Source organism: Streptomyces sp. NPDC035033 (assembly GCF_040636735.1).
Classification (GTDB): Bacteria; Actinomycetota; Actinomycetes; order Streptomycetales; family Streptomycetaceae; genus Streptomyces.
In genome coordinates, this window is record NZ_JBEZUZ010000131.1 from 1 (window position 1) to 15,111 (window position 15,111).

Sequence of the window (15,111 nt, forward strand, 5' to 3'; positions counted from 1 at the left end):
TCGCCGACCTCGACCGGGTCGCCCTCGGCAAGATCTTCAGCGACTACCGCAGCTCGCTCCCCGAGGAGCGCCGCCTCCTCCTCGACCGCTACCGCTTCCGGGACGCCGCCCGCAAGGTCGTCGGCGTCGGCAGCGTCGGCACCCGCTGCTTCGTCGTCCTCCTCGAAGGACGCGACGACGCCGACCCGCTCATCCTCCAGATCAAGGAGGCCGGCCCCTCGGTCCTGGAGGCGTACCTGCCGCCCACCACCTACCCGCACCAGGGCCGGCGCGTCGTCTGCGGCCAGCGCCTCACCCAGGCGGCCAGCGACATCTTCCTCGGCTGGATGACCGGTCCCGAGCAACGGCACTTCTACTGGCGCCAGTTGCGCGACATGAAGGGCTCGGCCGAGGTCGAGACGATGACCCCGTCGATGCTGCGCGAGTACGCCCGGCTCTGCGGCCGCGCCCTGGCCCGCGCCCATGCCCGCTCCGGCGACCGCATCGCCATCGCCGCCTACCTCGGCTCCTCCGACGTCTTCGACCGCGCGATCGCCGACTTCTCCCTCGCCTACGCGGGGCAGAACGCCGACGACTACGCGGCCCTCGGCGCCGGCATCGCGGCCGGCATGGTCACGGCGGCCCCGGGCGTCTGACCCGGAGCCGCCGTCGCCTCCCGTCAGTCCCCGAGGCGCAGCGGAGGCTCCGCCGGGGTCCGCGGAACCGGCGAGAACAGCGCCGCCCGCACCACGGAGGGGGCGAACAGGCTGGTCAGCGGCGCCGTCAGGGACAGCACCGCCCGGAACGGCGCGCCGACCACGGCATCGCCCGCCGCCCGCTCCTGCACCCGCGCCAGGTACCAGCCGATCACCCGGTCCGCCGGCTTCGACCGGGCCGCGTCGCCCGTGGCGCCCGGCATCTTCTTGTCCGCGCCCGCCGAGATGTCCCACGCCTGCCGGGAGGCGTCGAGCAGCGCCTTCTGCACCCGCCGGGTGGTCGGCGTCCGCCGGGTGTCCGCCAGGGCCCGGCGCAGCGCCACCGCGCCGAGCGCCGCGGTCGTCATGCCCTGCCCGTAGATCGGGTTGAACGCGCAGAGCGCGTCGCCGGTGGCGAGGAAGCCGGCCGGGCGGCGGCCCGGACGGTCGTACCGGCGGCGGATGTTGGCGGTCCGCCGGAAACCGTGCGCCGGGGTGACCGGCTCCGCCCCGGCCAGCCACTCGCTGATCACCGGATGCGGCATCCGCTTCGCGTACTCCTCGAACTCCCCCTCGTCGGTGGGCGGTTCGTCGCCGCGCAGCCCCGAGAAGGTGACCATGTGGTGGCCGTCGCCCAGCGGCACGATCACCGCGCTGTACGTCTGCTCGGGGCCCGGCACGATGTAGTAGCCCTGCGCGTCGGTGGCGGGCACCGCGTCCGTCGCCCGGTAGATCCGGGAGGCGTACGCGAGTCCCGTGTCGAGGGTCTCCTCGTGCGGGGCCTCCGCGCCGATCCCGGCGAGCCAGTCCGCCGCCTTCGTCGACCGCCCGGAGGCGTCCACCACCAGGTCGGCGGCGAGCGTGCGGGACTCCCGGCCGGCGCCCCGCTCCCGGAGCCGTACCCCCGTCACCCGCGCGGCGGTGCCGGTCAGGCCCACCGTCTCGGTGCCCTCGACGAGTTCGACGCGGGGGTCGGCGAGCACCCGCTCGCGCACCAGCCACTCCAGCTGCGGCCGCGGGCCGCTGTAGAAGTGCGCGGAGGCGGGGACCCGGGCGAACCACTGGCCCGCCTGCCACTGGACCATGTCCGTCGGCATCGCCACCTTCGGCGCGCCCAGCTCCCGCAGCTCGTCCATGAAGCCGGGCAGCAGCTCGTCGAGCGCCTGCTGGCCGCCCTCGATGAGCACGTGCAGGTGCCGGCCCTGCGGCACGCCGGGCCGGGCGTCCGGCCCCTCCGGCAGCCGGTCGCGTTCGACGACCGTCACCTTCTCGGCGTGCTCCGCGAGGGCCCGCGCGGCCAGCAGGCCGGCCAGGCTCCCTCCGATGACCACCGCGTGACGCGTCCCGCGGCCCCCCAACTCGTCGGCCATGCCCGCCCTTTCCTGTCGTGGACCCTGACGTGGTACCGACCAGTATCCACGGCGGACGGCGGGCGGGACGCGTGCGCCGGGGGCGGAAGGGGGCGTACCGGGGGCGCGGACCGGCCGCGCGACCGGCCCGGGTCCCGGCGGTCAGCCCTCCGGCCCCAGTTCGTCCAGGGCGGCGGTCAGCCACTCCACCCAGAAGCGCTCCAGGTCGATGCCGCCGCGCAGCACCAGGTGGCGCAGCCGGTCGGGCTCGGCGCCGCGCCGCTCGGCGGGGAAGTCCCGCTCCTCGATGGCGAGGTACTCGTCGAGCTGGGCCCGGTGCAGGGCGAGGTGGCGCTCCAGCTCGGCGCGCAGCCCGGCCGAGCCGACCACGGCGGCGGCCCGCATCCGCAGCAGCAGCGCCGACCGCAGCGGTTTGGGGTCCTCGGCCGCGCCGACCCACGCCCGCAGCAACTCCCGCCCGGCGGGCAGCACTTCGTACTCCTTGCGCTGCCCCCGCACCGGCACCGGGGAGGGCAGGGCGCGGATGTGCCCCGCCTCCTCCAGGCGCCCCAGCTCCCGGTAGATCTGCTGGTGGGTGGCCGACCAGAAGTAGCCGATCGACTTGTCGAAGCGGCGCGTCAGTTCGAGGCCGGAGGACGGCTTCTCGAGCAGCGCGGTGAGGATCGCGTGCGGGAGGGACATGCTCGCATCCTAGGTTCGGCCGGCCGCGGTGCTCACGGTGCGGGCGTCACAGGGCGGCGGCGAGCCGCGTGCCCTGGTCGATCGCCCGCTTGGCGTCCAGCTCGGCGGCGACGTCCGCCCCGCCGATGAGGTGCGCCGTGCGGCCGGCGGCGACCAGCTCCTCGTACAGGTCCCGCCGCGGCTCCTGGCCGGAGCAGAGGACGATCGTGTCGACCGGCAGCACCTGCCGCTCGCCGTCGACGGTGAGGTGCAGGCCCTCGTCGTCGATCCGGTCGTAGGTGACGCCCGCGACCATGGCGACGCCGCGGTGCTTGAGTTCGGTGCGGTGGATCCAGCCGGTGGTCTTGCCGAGCCCGGCGCCGACCTTGGTGGTCTTGCGCTGGAGCAGGTGCACCCGGCGCGGCGGTGCGTTCCGCTCGGGCTCGCGCAGGCCGCCGCGGTTCTCGTAGGAGGTGTCGACCCCCCACTGGCGGAAGTACGTCTCGGGGTCCTGGCTCGCGCCCTCGCCGCCGTCGGTGAGGAACTCGGCGACGTCGAAGCCGATGCCGCCGGCGCCGATGACCGCGACCCGTTCGCCGACCGGGGCGCCGTCGCGCAGGACGTCGAGGTAGCCGACGACGCTCGGGTGGTCCTGGCCCTCGATGCCGGGGGAGCGGGGGGTGACGCCGGTGGCGACGACGACCTCGTCGTACCCCTCCAGGTCGGCGGCGGAGACGTGGGTGCCGAGGCGGACGTCGACGCCGTGCTCGGCGAGCTGGACGCGGAAGTAGCGCAGGGTCTCCTCGAACTCCTCCTTGCCGGGCACCCGCTTGGCGACGTTCAGCTGGCCGCCGATCTCGGCGGCGGCGTCGAAGAGGGTCACCGCGTGGCCGCGCTCGGCCGCCGCGACGGCGCAGGAGAGGCCGGCCGGCCCGGCGCCGACGACCGCGATCCGCTTGGCGAGGCGGGTGGGGGAGAGGACCAGCTCGGTCTCGTGGCAGGCGCGCGGGTTGACCAGGCAGGAGGTGATCTTGAGGTTGAAGGTGTGGTCGAGGCACGCCTGGTTGCAGCCGATGCAGGTGTTGATGGTCTCGGCGCGGCCGGCGGCGGCCTTGTTCACGAAGGCGGGGTCGGCGAGGAACGGCCGGGCGAGGGAGACGAGGTCGGCGCGCCCGTCGGCGAGGATCTCCTCGGCGACCTCGGGGGTGTTGATGCGGTTGGAGGTGACGAGTGGAATGCTCACCGCGCCCATCAGCCGCTTCGTCACCCAGGTGTAGGCGCCGCGCGGGACGGAGGTGGCGATGGTGGGGATGCGGGCCTCGTGCCAGCCGATGCCGGTGTTGATGATCGTGGCGCCGGCGGCCTCGATCTCCTTGGCGAGCCGGACGACCTCCTCCAGGGTGGAGCCGCCGGGGACGAGGTCCAGCATGGAGAGGCGGTAGACGATGATGAAGTCGGTGCCGACGCGCTCGCGGATCCGGCGGACGATCTCCAGCGGGAAGCGGACCCGGTTCTCGTAGGAGCCGCCCCAGCGGTCGGTGCGGTGGTTGGTGGCGGCGGCGATGAACTCGTTGATGAGGTAGCCCTCGGAGCCCATCACCTCGACGCCGTCGTAGCCGGCCTCGCGGGCGAGCTCGGCGCACCGGGCGTAGTCCTCGACGGTCCGCTCGACCTCGGCGTCGGTCAGCTCGTTCGGCACGAAGGGGCTGATGGGGGCCTGGATCGCGCTGGGGGCGACGAGGCCGGGGTGGTAGGCGTACCGGCCGAAGTGCAGGATCTGCATCGCGATCCGGCCGCCCTCGGCGTGCACGGCGCCGGTGATCAGCCGGTGCTCGGCGACCTCCTCGGCGGTGGTGAGCTTGGCGCCGCCGTCCCACGGCCGGCCGGCCTCGTTGGGGGCGATGCCGCCGGTGACGATGAGGCCGGCGCCGCCGCGGGCGCGCTCCGCGTAGAAGGCGGCCATCCGCTCGAAGCCGTGCTCGGTCTCCTCCAGGCCGACGTGCATCGACCCCATGATCACCCGGTTGGGCAGGGTGGTGAAGCCGAGGTCGAGCGGGCTGAGCAGATGCGGGTACGGGGTCGTCGCGGTCACGGGGCGCCTCCTCGCGCAGGGATCGTCGCACCCTGTTGTAGGTGACGCGCCCACCCTTCTGCAACTAGTTGCAGAAGAATCGGGGTGTGATGGTTACTACTCGGTAGAGGCGAGGCCGCGCGTGCTTAGGGTGGACCCCGTGACAGAGACGCTCACGCACGAGTCCAGCGCCTTCGTGAACTTCCGGCACTTCGCCTTCGCCGAGCGGTACGCGCACGCCTTCCGCTGGCTCGACGTGAGGCGCTTCCGCTTCTCCGACCCGTCCGCCCCCGACCGGGACCTCCTCGCCGGGCTCGTCGCCCACGAGCAGTTCCGCGACGACTATGCCGGCGGCGGAGTGGACCCCGGGGGCACCCGCCACGGCGAGTACTGGCTCCGCCTCCTCACCCCCGAGGCGTACGAGTCCATCGGCCGGGAGCGGGCCGCCCGGCTCCTGGCGACCTGGGCCGAGCAGTACGGCCCCCTCCCGGGCCCGCTCGCCGAGGCCCTGCGCCGCGAGGCACACGATCCCCTGGCGACGGCGGACTCCGTCCACCACCTGAACGGCCTCGGGGAGGACGAGTACTACGACTGGGCGAGCGTCCACGGCGAGTTCCACGAACTCGTCCTCGTCGACCGCGCGGCCCGCCGCCTCACCCTGCTCGTGGCCGCCGACGACTGAACGCCGCCGACGCCCCCGCTCAGCCCACCCCGTCCAGCAGCAGATCCAGCTCCTCCGCCGTCCGCGGCCCCGGCACGCCCTCCGGCAGCAGCCCCCGCGCCCGCAGGAGGCGGCCGACCGACACCGCCCACGGGCGCCGCAGCCGCGCGGCCTCCAGCAGCGCGTCGTCCGCCAGCAGCTCCGCCGCCGGGCCCGTGCGCAGCCCGGCGGGGGAGAGCACCGCGGCCTCGTCGGCCCACCGCAGCGCCAGGTCCACGTCATGGGTGGCCATGACCAGCGTCGTGCCCGCCGCCCGCAGCCGCTCCAGGGTCTCCAGGAGCCGCTCCTGGCCGTGCGGGTCCAGGCCCGCCGTCGGCTCGTCCATGATCAGGACCCGGGGGCGCATCGCCACCGCGCCCGCGATCGCCGCCCGCTTCCGCTGCCCGTAGGACAACAGGTGCGTCGGCCGGTCGGCGAGCGCCGTGATGTCCAGCGCCTCCAGCGCCTCCGCCACCCGGAGCCGCACCTCCTCCTCCGCCAGCCCCAGGTTCATCGGCCCGAACGACACGTCCTGCGCCACCGACGCGGCGAAGAGCTGGTCGTCCGGGTCCTGCGTCACCAGCTGCACCGAGGTCCGCAGCCGGGTCAGCCCCTTCCGGTCGTACGCCACCTCCGCGCCGTCCAGGAGCAGCGCCCCGCTGCCGACCCGCAGCCCGCCGCTCAGCAGCCGCAGCAGCGTCGTCTTCCCGCCGCCGTTGCGCCCGAGCAGCGCGACCGCCCGGCCCTCCGGCACCGCGAAGCCGACATCGGTGAGGACGGGCGGCCCGTCCTCGTACGCGAAACCCGCGCGGACCAGTTCCACGACCGGGGTGGGGGCCGTCATGGCAGGAGCCTTTCCAGGACGAGGGTGAGGGCGACGAGCCCCGCGAGGAGACCGCCCGTCGCCGCGAGGAACGGACGGGAGACCGCCGCCCCGGGCAGCAGGACCCGCAGCGTGCCGTCGTACCCCCGCCCGGCGAGACCGGTCTGGAGCCGCTGCGCCCGGTCGAAGGCCCGCACGAACGAGGTCGCGCCGAGCCCGGCCAGCGACCGCCACACGGCCGCCCGGGTGGTCGCCCCGAGCCGCGCCGCCTGCGCCTGGCGCACCTTGGCCTGCGCGTCGAGCAGCAGGAAGACGATCCGGTACATCACCAGGGCCACGTCCACCACCGGCGCCGGCACCCCGGCCCGCACCAGGCGCGGCAGCACGTCCGACACCGGCGTGGTGAAGGCGAACAGCAGCACCCCCAGCGAGGCCGACGCCGTCCGCAGCAGCAGCTCCCCGGCGTGCGCGGGACCGTCCGGGGCCCAGGCCACGGCGCCCCCGGGCCCGCCCACCGCGAACAGCAGCGGCACCGCGCCCGTGACGCAGAAACCGAGCGGGATCCGGAAGGCCCGCCACAGCTGCCGGCCCGGCACGCCGGCCGGACCGAGCAGCACCGCGAGGGTGGCCGCCGCGACCAGGACCGCCCCCGGCCACGGCGGCAGACACACCGCGCAGAGCGTCAGGCCGAAGCCGAGCACGGCCTTCTCCGCCGGATGGCGGCGGCGCCAGCGACTGCCGTGCGCCGCCGCGTCGATCGGCAGCATCGGCGGCTACGCGTCCTTGTCCGCGTCCGGGGCGGGCGCGCCGCCCTCCGCGCGGGCCGCGGCCCGCTCCTCGCCCTGCCGCCGGCCGCGCCGCAGCCCGAAGTAGTACGCGAGGACACCGGCGCCCAGCGCCGCCTGGAGGGCGAACAGCGCCGACTCGATCTCGCCGGACGGCGGCTCGTACAGCGGGGAGAACCACGGCTCGTAGTCCGGCTCGATCTCGGTGATCGCCGTCTCCGCCTCCGCGTCGGCGCCGGTGAACGGCTCCTCCTTGTGGTCGCCGAGGCCGAGCGCCAGCGGCAGCACCGCCAGCGCCGCCACGAGCGCCAGCAGCAGCGTGTTGATCCTCGCGTTCCGGCTCATCACGCCGCAGCCTCCTCGCGCCGCTTCGCCTCCGGCCGGGCGAGCACGCCCAGCCGCAGCAGGTCGCCCCTGCTGGACTGCGTGAGCAGCCGCATCACCAGGACGGTCAGCAGCCCCTCGCTCACGGCGAGCGGGATCTGCGTCACCGCGAAGATCCCGCCGAACTTGGCGAGCGACCCCGCCACCCCGCTGCCCGGGTCGGGGAAGGCGAGGGCCAGCTGGACGCTGGTCACGCAGTAGGTGGAGAGGTCGGCGACGAACGCGCCGGAGAACACGCCCACCATCAGCGGCGCCCCGGACCGCTTCAGCAGCAGGTACGTCCCGTACCCCGCCCAGGGCCCGACGACCGCCATCGAGAAGACGTTCGCCCCCAGCGTCGTCAGCCCGCCGTGGGCGAGCAGCAGCGCCTGGAACAGCAGCGTGATCGTGCCGAGCACCGCCATGACCGGCGGCCGGAACAGGATGGCACCCAGCCCCGTGCCCGTCGGATGGGAACAACTCCCCGTCACCGAGGGCAGTTTGAGCGCGGACAGGACGAAGGTGAAGGCGCCGGAGGCGCCGAGCAGCAGGGTGGACTCGGGGTGGGCGCGCACCTCGCGGGTGAGCGCGCGGACGCCGTGGACGACGAACGGGGCCGACGCGACGCCCCAGGCGGCCGCGTGGACGGGGGGCAGATACCCCTCGGCGATATGCATGATCGGGAGACCCTCTCCAGCACCTCGTGGATGGACAACGCGCCCTGGCCGGTCTCCTGGCTGACGGTAGTGCCGCCCGACTCCGCCTTCCCACCCCACGACGGTCTCCCGCGGCGGAGCAGTGGCTTCCCCTGGGGGATGGAGCCGGACCTCCCGATCACAGTGGCGAGGGCCGCACCGGTACTGCACCGGTTTCCCGAACACCAAGGCCCTGTGACAGTAGTGGGTTGACCTGCTTCATCACAATGCGGGGTCGGTCACTCGCGCTCCGGAGCGCGAGCGGCCGGGGCGCCGCCGGACGGCGCCCCGGCCCTCTCCTACGCCGGGCCGTCCGCCTCGCCGTACACCGAGTCCAGCAAGGAGTCGTACGCGGCGTACATCTTCGGCAGCGCCCTCCGATCGTCACGCACGGCGAGGAAGCCGAGGACGGACGAGAGGAGGTGCTCGACGGACCGGCGGTCCTGCTCCGCGGTGAACCGTTCGAACCCCTGGAAGCGGAGGTCCGGGACCGCCTCGGACGGGATCCTCCTGATCCAGTGCTGAGCGGACAGCTCGCCGCCACGGACGCAGAGCCATTCGTGGAAGCCTCTCAGCATCCCGCCCGAGCGCGCGAGGTCGTACCCCGCGAGGAACATCGCCACGGGGTGGTACGCGGAACCGAGTCCGTATCCGCCCGGATTCTCGCGGACGCGGAGAATGAGTTCCCTGTCCTCCATCGTTCCTCCTCAGAACCCGAAGTCGATGTTCCCGTGCCTCGACCACCTGGACTTGTACTCGGCGATCGATTCCCCTCCCCGTGGCGTCCACGCGTCGTAGACCCGCCCCTCGTACACCACGACGACGTGGAAGTACCAGCCGGAGTCCACCCCCCGATACGTGGGGAGCAGGAGCTGGTCGACCGGGTTGATGGTGACGATCTGGCCGCCCCCCAGGCTGTCACGGATGCGACGGGCGCACACGTCACAGCCGCCGGAGTCCCTGATCTCGTCCACGGCCCGCGGGATGCCGGGCACGTCGTGCTCGAAGCACGAGCTTCCGGTCGCCGCCAGGGCCAGCGGCATCGCGTTCGCGGCCGTGTCGAGCAGTCTGCAGCCGGTCTTCGCCTGACCGAGGCCGTCGAGCGCCTTCTCCAGCGCCTTGAACTTCGAGCCGACGACCACGTCCGTCGCGAGGCTCCAGCAGTTCTCCAGGTCCTTGCCGTCGAGGCACGCCTCCAGGTCGGACAGGCCGGTGAGCTCGGCGGTCACGTCCGCCAGCCCCTTCATCGCGTCGCCGAACTCGTCGCCCATCGACAGGATGTCGCAGCCGATTTCGTGGTGCTGGCACCAGCGGACGAATTCCCGCGGGTCGCACGGGATGTACCCGTTCTGGCAGCGGTACTGCTCGGCCGGGGTCATCCCGCCCTCGACCGCCTTCCGCTTCGCCTCGACGGCCGCCTTCCGCCGGGCTTCCTCCTCCTGCCGGTACTTCTCGACGGCGACCTGGAAGGTCTCGGTCGCGGCCTTGAGCGCGGCCTCGCTGTCCTGTCCCGCGTCGAGGTGGGACTGCCACGCCTGCCCGGCGTACGCCCAGGCGGTCGACGACGACGCCTGCGCCATCTCGGAGGAGAGCGTGGCGTCCGCGGCGGACCTGGCGGCGTTGCGGGAGTCGGCGTCGGCGGCGTCGGCGGCCCTGCGGGCCGTCACGGCGTCCTCGGCCGCGCGGGCCGCCGAGGCCTCGGCGGCCCGCGCGTGCTGGTCGGCCTGCTCCGCGTACTCCCCCGCCTTCACCGCCCAGTCGTCGGCCTTCTGGGCCCAGGTGACGGCCTCGTCGGCGGCCTTGCGGGCCTGGGCGGCGACCTTCTGCGCCGTCGCGGCGTTCTGCTGGGCCCGGGCCGCGACCTTGGAGGCGTCCGCGATCAGCTTCTGGACCCGGGCCACGTGGGTCGCGGCCAGCTGGTCCTTGCGCACCGCCATGTACTGGCCGGAGACGATGAAGGCGTGCAGCGTACGGGGCGAGCCCTCCAGGGCGATGCGCGCCGCGGCCTTGACCTCGGGGCCGCCGGCCGAGACCAGCTGGGCCGCGCGGACCCGCTCGTCGTCGTTCCGCGCCGTGAACTGCCCCCGGACGAGGAAGTCGCTGTACTTCTTCGGGTCGCCGCTCTCCAGGGCCGCACGGCCCGCGTCGGTGACCACGGGGCCCGCTTCGGAGATCACGCGCGCGATGGCCACGCGCATGAGCTCCGAGGACACCCGGTACTGGCCGTCGTCGACGAAGGCGGAGACCGCGGCGGCGTCGCCGTCGAGCGCGGTCTCCGCGGCGGCACGGACCTCCGCGGACTCGCTCTCCTCGGCGAGGCGCGCCACGTACGAGCGGTCGTCCTGCTCCTGGGCGCTCGCCCAGCCGTTGCGCAGGTAGTCGAGGACGACCTCGTCGGGTCCGGCCAGCGCGGCCTCGGCCGCTCCCCGGCCCCACGCGGTTCCCTCCTTCATGACCCGCACGGCCAGCGCGCGGCCCTGGGCGGCGACGGCGTGGAGGTCCGCCCCGGGCGCCTGCGCGCTCGCCAGCAGCCGGTCGCGTTCGGCCTCCCGCTCCCCGGCCGACCGTTCCAGCGCCGCGGTCCGGGCGACGCGGGCCTCCTCGGCGGCCTTCTGGTCCCGGGCGCGTTCGATGCCGGCGTTGGTCCGGCCGAGGAGCTCCTCGGCCTCGACCTTGCGGGCGATGGTGTACACCTTCTGCGCCCGCAGGACGGCGTTCGTCGCCACCGTCGCCGCCTGGGTGGCGGCGTCGGCGTGCGCGGTGGACCTGACGGCCGCCTGGGTGGCGTCACCCGCGTGTTCCGCCGCGTCCTCCGCGGCGTCCGCCGCGCTGCGGGCGTGCGCCGCCGCCGAGGTCGCCGCGTCCCGGGCTTCGCCCGCCGCGGTGGCCGCCTCCCGGGCCAGCGACTCGGCCGCCGCTGCGGCGCGGTTGGCCTCCTCCGCGTGTCGCTTGGCGGCCGCCGCCGCGGCGCGCGCCGCGGCGGCGGCCGCGCTGGAGGCCCCGGCGTAGCCGCTGGCCTCTGTCGCGGCATCGGCCGCGAGGCCGGCGTTGGCGCCGGCGCTGATCGCGGCGGCCGCGGCGTCGCCCGCGGCGGTGGCGGCCTTGGCCGCCTGGTCCGCGGCGTCGGCGGCGAGGTCCGCGTCCTTGGCGATGGCGCGGGCCTCCTCGGCGGCCTTGCGGGAGGCCTCCGCCTTGCTCGCGTCCACGGCGGCGTCCGCCGCCGCGGTGCGCGCACGGGCGGCCGCCTGGGCGGCGCCCGCCGCGGCCGCGGCCGCCTGCGAGGCCGCGTTGGCGGCGATGCGCGCCGCGTTGTTCGCCGCGTTGGCGGCGCTGATGGCCTTCTGCGCCGACGCCGCGGCCTGCTCCGCCGCCTTGGCGGCACGCCCCGCGGCCTGTGCGGCCTTCTCGACGTCGTCCTTGGCGGCCGCCGCCTCCGCCGCGGCCTTCAGGGCCGCCTCCTTGGCCAGCTTGGACGCCTCGGTGGCCTTCGCCGACTCGGCCTTCGCCGCCTCGGTCTGCGCGGCCGCCTGCCGACCCGCCTCCTTGGCCTGCCGGGCGAGTTCGGCGACGGTCGCGTGCTCGGCGTCCCGGTCGCGGGCGACGAACTGGCCGACGTCCAGGAACTCCCGGCGGTCGTCGGGGGTGCCGTACAGCGCGAGCCGGCCGGCGGCCCGCACGTTGGGGCCGCCCACACTGATGATCTGGACGACCTGGACGCGTTCGTCCTGCTCGCGCGCGGTGTACTGCCCCTCCTGGAGGAAGCGTCTGACGTCCTCGGCAGACCCGTTCAGCGCGGCCCGGCCGGCGTCCCGCACGATCGGGTCGGCGGTGCTGACGATCCGGGCGACCTGGAGGCGCTGGTCCTGCCGCATCGGGGCTTCCCAGCCCCAGCTCAGGAAGGTCCTCAGCTCTTCCTGCGAGCCCGCGAGGGCGGTACGGGCGGCGGTGATGAGTTCCGTGCCGCCCACGCTGGCGAGCTGGGCGGCGGACACGCGGTGGTCCTGGTCCAGGGCCGTCTCGGCGACGGCCAGGAACGCCTGGACCTCCGCGTCGGTGCCGCTCAGCGCCGCCTCGGCGGCGGCCTTCACCCCCGGACCGCCGATCCTCCAGTAGTCGACGACCCGGCCGCGCTCGGTGGGCGTGACCGTGCTCAGCAGACTGATCCGCCCGCTGTCCGCCGCGGGTCCGTCCGCGGGGGAACGGGACTCCAGCAGGGACACGAGCAGGACACCGCACAGCAGGGCCAGCGTCCACGTCCTCGCGGTGCGCAGCGCCCGGGCCGCGATGCCGGGGCCGTTAATTCTTCGTTTCACGAAACTCTCTCTCATCATTCGGCGGGGCTGGCCGCCGAACTGTGATTTCGCTTCGTGATCCTAAGGGGCCTCAAGGGTGCGTGAACGCGGTCCTCCAAGGGTTCGGGGAATGCGGGAAGTGTGCCTCTTGGGGGATTTTCGGCGGTGGATCGTCACGTTGTCCGATTGGAGTGGAGCGACCCCTTTGGCTCGCTCTTGATTCCATGGTCACGGAGGGGTCCTCCGGTGGGTTAGGATTCGGCGGCATTCTGTTCAGCCGCTGGACCGGCGTTGCAGGGGTGGGGGTCTCGGTTCTTCGGGAAGAGTGCGGGCTCAGCACCGCCGCGCGCGGTCCGTAAGGAGCCCTTTGGTGACAACTCGTATACGCCGACGCCTGCTTGCGGGAGTCGTCGGCACCCTCCTGGCCGTGGCGGGGGCGACCACGTTCGCTTTCGCGGCCGGCGTCTCCACCGCTTCCGTGAGTAATTCGACGGAAGAGCTTCCGCCGTCCGCGGTGGAAAGGTTCGGATATCCGAACGCCGCCCAGATCCTTTCGGAGCAGGGAATCCTGTTGAAGAAGGGAGACGGCCGCATCCTCCTGGCGGACTGCGACTACGACGTGAACCAGATCAGGGTGATGACGGTCAAGGACGAGAGCGTCGGCCGCCGAGAAATGTACTGCTTCGAAGCCCGGGCGGCCTCCGGATACCTCTCTCTGGAACTTCCCCGGGTATTCGCTCTGGAGACGACCGACCATTCCATCAGCGCGGACCTGACCGCCGACGGGCAGACCACGACCGTGAACGTGCCCAAGAACGACTTCGCCACCGTCGGGGAGGGCGACATCCCCTCCGGAGCCAAGCGTTCGACCCTCGTCGAGCTCCGCATCACCGGCTGACGGTCGCCCGTCTCGCGCTCCTCGTGCCACCTCCCGAAGGAAGACCTATGACCACGAAGCGTTCGCGCCTCGCCTGGGCCGTCGGTGCCGTAGCCCTGCTCGCGGGCACTCTGACGACCGCTCCCGCCAGCGCCCTCAACGGTGCCGACGCCACCGTCCAGCTGAACTTCGTCGCCAAGATCGACGTGGGCGGACAGGCCGCCTGCACCGGTGCTCTCGTCGCCCCGCAGTGGGTGATCACCGCCGCCACCTGCTTCGCCGCGGACGGCAGGCCCGCCCCCGGCAAGCCCGCCGTGACCACCACCGTCACCGTGGGCCGCACCGACCTCACCCAGACCGGCGGCAGCGTCCAGCAGGCCGTCGACCTCGTCCCGCACCCCGACCGCGACGTCGTCCTGGTGCGGCTCGCCAAGGCGGTCACCGACACGGCGATCAAGCCGGTCAGGCTCGCCGCGGCCCCCGCCGCCGCGGGCGAGGAGCTGACGAAGGCCGGGTTCGGCCGGACCAGGACCGAGTGGGTGCCGAACAAGCTCCACACCGGCACCTTCACCGTGGCCTCGGCCACCGGCACCGACGTGCACCTGAACGGCTCCGCCACGGCGACCGTCTGCCAGGGCGACGCCGGCGGCCCCGCCCTGCGCACCGTCAACGGCGTCCCCGAACTGGTCGCCGTCAACGCGCGCTCCTGGCAGGGCGGCTGTCTCGGCACCGACCCGGCCGAGACCCGCACCACCGCCGTCGACACCCGCGTCGACGACCTCGGTCCCTGGACCGCCCTCGCGACCGGCGCCCGCTGGGGCCAGGCCCGGGAGAACCTGCCGGCCTCCCAGGAGCTCTCCGGCGACTTCGACGGCGACGGCAAGACCGACACCGCCGTCCTGCACAAGTACGCGCCGACCTCCACCGGCGCCCACCACACCGCCGTGTGGAAGTTCACCAGCACCGGTGCGGGCACCTACCACCCGGTACGAGCCTGGGACAACCTCGCTTCCACCCCGGCCTCGTGGAGCTGGGACCTGTCCAAGTCCGTCGCGGGTGACTTCAACGGCGACGGCAGGACCGACATCGCCGTGCTGTACGACCTCGGCGCCCAGACCGGCGGCGGCTACCGCACCCGGCTGTGGACCTTCACCAGCAACGGCACCGGCTTCGACGCCCCCGTCCTGAAGTGGGACAGCGGCACCACGTCCTGGAACTGGGACCTCGTGAAGCCCGTCGCGGGTGACTTCGACGGCGACGGCAGGTCCGACATCGCCGTGCTGTACGACCTCGGCGCCCAGACCGGCGGCGGCTACCGCACCCGGCTGTGGACCTTCACCAGCAACGGTGCCGGTTTCGATGCTCCGGTGGTGAAGTGGGACAGCGGTACGGCGTCGTGGAACTGGGATCTGGTCAAGCCGGTGGCCGGTGATTTCACGGGTGACGGCAAGGCGGATCTCGCGGCGTTGTACGACCTGGGTCAGCAGGCGGACCAGTCGTACCGCACCCGGCTGTGGACCTTCACCAGCAACGGTGCCGGCTTCGACGCCCCCGTCCTGAAGTGGGACAGCGGTACGGCGTCGTGGAACTGGGACCTGGTCAAGCCGGTGGCCGGTGATTTCACGGGTGACGGCAAGGCGGATCTCGCGGCGTTGTACGACCTGGGTCAGCAGGCGGACCAGTCGTACCGCACCCGGCTGTGGACGTTCACCGGCAACGGTGCCGGCTTCGACGCCCCCGTCCTGAAGTGGGACAGCGGTACGGCGTCGTGGAACTGGGACCTGGTCAAGCCGGTGGCCGG

13 protein-coding genes and 1 riboswitch are annotated in these 15,111 nt (G+C 73.7%); of the genes, 4 read left to right on the plus strand and 9 right to left on the minus strand.

Features of this window, described 5'->3' with window-relative positions; translation table 11 throughout:
- On the plus strand, window positions 1–635 hold a 635-nt coding region (locus AB0E83_RS32700; RefSeq protein WP_362119978.1), incomplete at its 5' end, for a DUF2252 family protein.
- A 23-nt stretch (window positions 636–658) separates the two neighbouring features.
- Here the strand turns inward: AB0E83_RS32700 and AB0E83_RS32705 are convergent.
- The 3 genes from AB0E83_RS32705 to AB0E83_RS32715 all read right to left on the minus strand — a co-directional run bounded on the left by AB0E83_RS32705 (window position 659) and on the right by AB0E83_RS32715 (window position 4,796).
- Window positions 659–2,044 carry an FAD-dependent monooxygenase gene (locus AB0E83_RS32705; protein ID WP_362119980.1) on the minus strand — a complete coding sequence of 462 codons (1,386 nt, stop codon included), beginning with the start codon at window positions 2,042–2,044 and terminating at the stop codon, window positions 659–661.
- A gap of 141 nt (window positions 2,045–2,185) precedes the next feature.
- Window positions 2,186–2,725 carry a PadR family transcriptional regulator gene (locus tag AB0E83_RS32710; RefSeq protein WP_362119982.1) on the minus strand — a complete coding sequence of 180 codons (540 nt, stop codon included), beginning with the start codon at window positions 2,723–2,725 and terminating at the stop codon, window positions 2,186–2,188.
- Between the two features lie 46 nt (window positions 2,726–2,771).
- Window positions 2,772–4,796, minus strand: coding sequence for an NADPH-dependent 2,4-dienoyl-CoA reductase (locus tag AB0E83_RS32715; RefSeq protein ID WP_362119984.1), 2,025 nt, complete (start codon window positions 4,794–4,796; stop codon window positions 2,772–2,774).
- Between the two features lie 139 nt (window positions 4,797–4,935).
- Here AB0E83_RS32715 and AB0E83_RS32720 point away from each other — a divergent pair, with 139 nt between their 5' ends.
- Window positions 4,936–5,457 carry a hypothetical protein gene (locus AB0E83_RS32720; protein ID WP_362119986.1) on the plus strand — a complete coding sequence of 174 codons (522 nt, stop codon included), beginning with the start codon at window positions 4,936–4,938 and terminating at the stop codon, window positions 5,455–5,457.
- A gap of 19 nt (window positions 5,458–5,476) precedes the next feature.
- On the opposite strand, the gene AB0E83_RS32725 is transcribed toward AB0E83_RS32720, so the two are convergent.
- The 6 genes from AB0E83_RS32725 to AB0E83_RS32750 form a co-directional block, all read right to left on the minus strand.
- Window positions 5,477–6,319, minus strand: a complete 843-nt coding sequence (locus AB0E83_RS32725) for an ATP-binding cassette domain-containing protein (RefSeq protein ID WP_362119987.1) — start codon at window positions 6,317–6,319, stop codon at window positions 5,477–5,479.
- The gene (gene cbiQ / locus AB0E83_RS32730) at window positions 6,316–7,065 is read right to left on the minus strand and encodes a cobalt ECF transporter T component CbiQ (protein ID WP_362119989.1); all 750 of its coding nucleotides are present in this window, start codon (window positions 7,063–7,065) and stop codon (window positions 6,316–6,318) included. Before cbiQ ends, AB0E83_RS32725 begins: the two co-directional genes overlap by 4 nt.
- Window positions 7,066–7,071: 6 nt before the next feature.
- On the minus strand, window positions 7,072–7,428 hold the full coding sequence (locus tag AB0E83_RS32735; RefSeq protein WP_362119991.1) for an energy-coupling factor ABC transporter substrate-binding protein: 357 nt from the start codon (window positions 7,426–7,428) through the stop codon (window positions 7,072–7,074).
- Complete coding sequence (locus tag AB0E83_RS32740) at window positions 7,428–8,123, minus strand: energy-coupling factor ABC transporter permease (RefSeq protein WP_362119993.1); 696 nt, start codon at window positions 8,121–8,123, stop codon at window positions 7,428–7,430. Before AB0E83_RS32740 ends, AB0E83_RS32735 begins: the two co-directional genes overlap by 1 nt.
- 28 nt (window positions 8,124–8,151) lie before the next feature.
- A riboswitch (cobalamin riboswitch) is annotated at window positions 8,152–8,374 on the minus strand.
- Between the two features lie 66 nt (window positions 8,375–8,440).
- On the minus strand, window positions 8,441–8,839 hold the full coding sequence (locus AB0E83_RS32745; RefSeq protein ID WP_362119995.1) for a hypothetical protein: 399 nt from the start codon (window positions 8,837–8,839) through the stop codon (window positions 8,441–8,443).
- A gap of 9 nt (window positions 8,840–8,848) precedes the next feature.
- Window positions 8,849–12,454, minus strand: a complete 3,606-nt coding sequence (locus AB0E83_RS32750) for an ALF repeat-containing protein (RefSeq protein WP_362119997.1) — start codon at window positions 12,452–12,454, stop codon at window positions 8,849–8,851.
- 349 nt (window positions 12,455–12,803) lie between these two features.
- Between AB0E83_RS32750 and AB0E83_RS32755 the strand changes: the two genes are divergently transcribed.
- Window positions 12,804–13,331, plus strand: a complete 528-nt coding sequence (locus AB0E83_RS32755; protein ID WP_362119999.1) for a hypothetical protein — start codon at window positions 12,804–12,806, stop codon at window positions 13,329–13,331.
- A gap of 47 nt (window positions 13,332–13,378) precedes the next feature.
- On the plus strand, window positions 13,379–15,111 hold a 1,733-nt coding region (locus AB0E83_RS32760), incomplete at its 3' end, for a trypsin-like serine protease (protein WP_362120001.1).

Coding starts and splice junctions, on each gene's coding strand:
- AB0E83_RS32745 (WP_362119995.1), bottom strand. CDS start 8,839: ATGGAGGACAGGGAACTCATTCTCCGCGTCCGCGAGAATCCGGGCGGA.
- AB0E83_RS32705 (WP_362119980.1), bottom strand. CDS start 2,044: ATGGCCGACGAGTTGGGGGGCCGCGGGACGCGTCACGCGGTGGTCATC.
- AB0E83_RS32725 (WP_362119987.1), bottom strand. CDS start 6,319: ATGACGGCCCCCACCCCGGTCGTGGAACTGGTCCGCGCGGGTTTCGCG.
- AB0E83_RS32735 (WP_362119991.1), bottom strand. CDS start 7,428: ATGAGCCGGAACGCGAGGATCAACACGCTGCTGCTGGCGCTCGTGGCG.
- cbiQ (WP_362119989.1), bottom strand. CDS start 7,065: ATGCTGCCGATCGACGCGGCGGCGCACGGCAGTCGCTGGCGCCGCCGC.
- AB0E83_RS32710 (WP_362119982.1), bottom strand. CDS start 2,725: ATGTCCCTCCCGCACGCGATCCTCACCGCGCTGCTCGAGAAGCCGTCC.
- AB0E83_RS32740 (WP_362119993.1), bottom strand. CDS start 8,123: ATGCATATCGCCGAGGGGTATCTGCCCCCCGTCCACGCGGCCGCCTGG.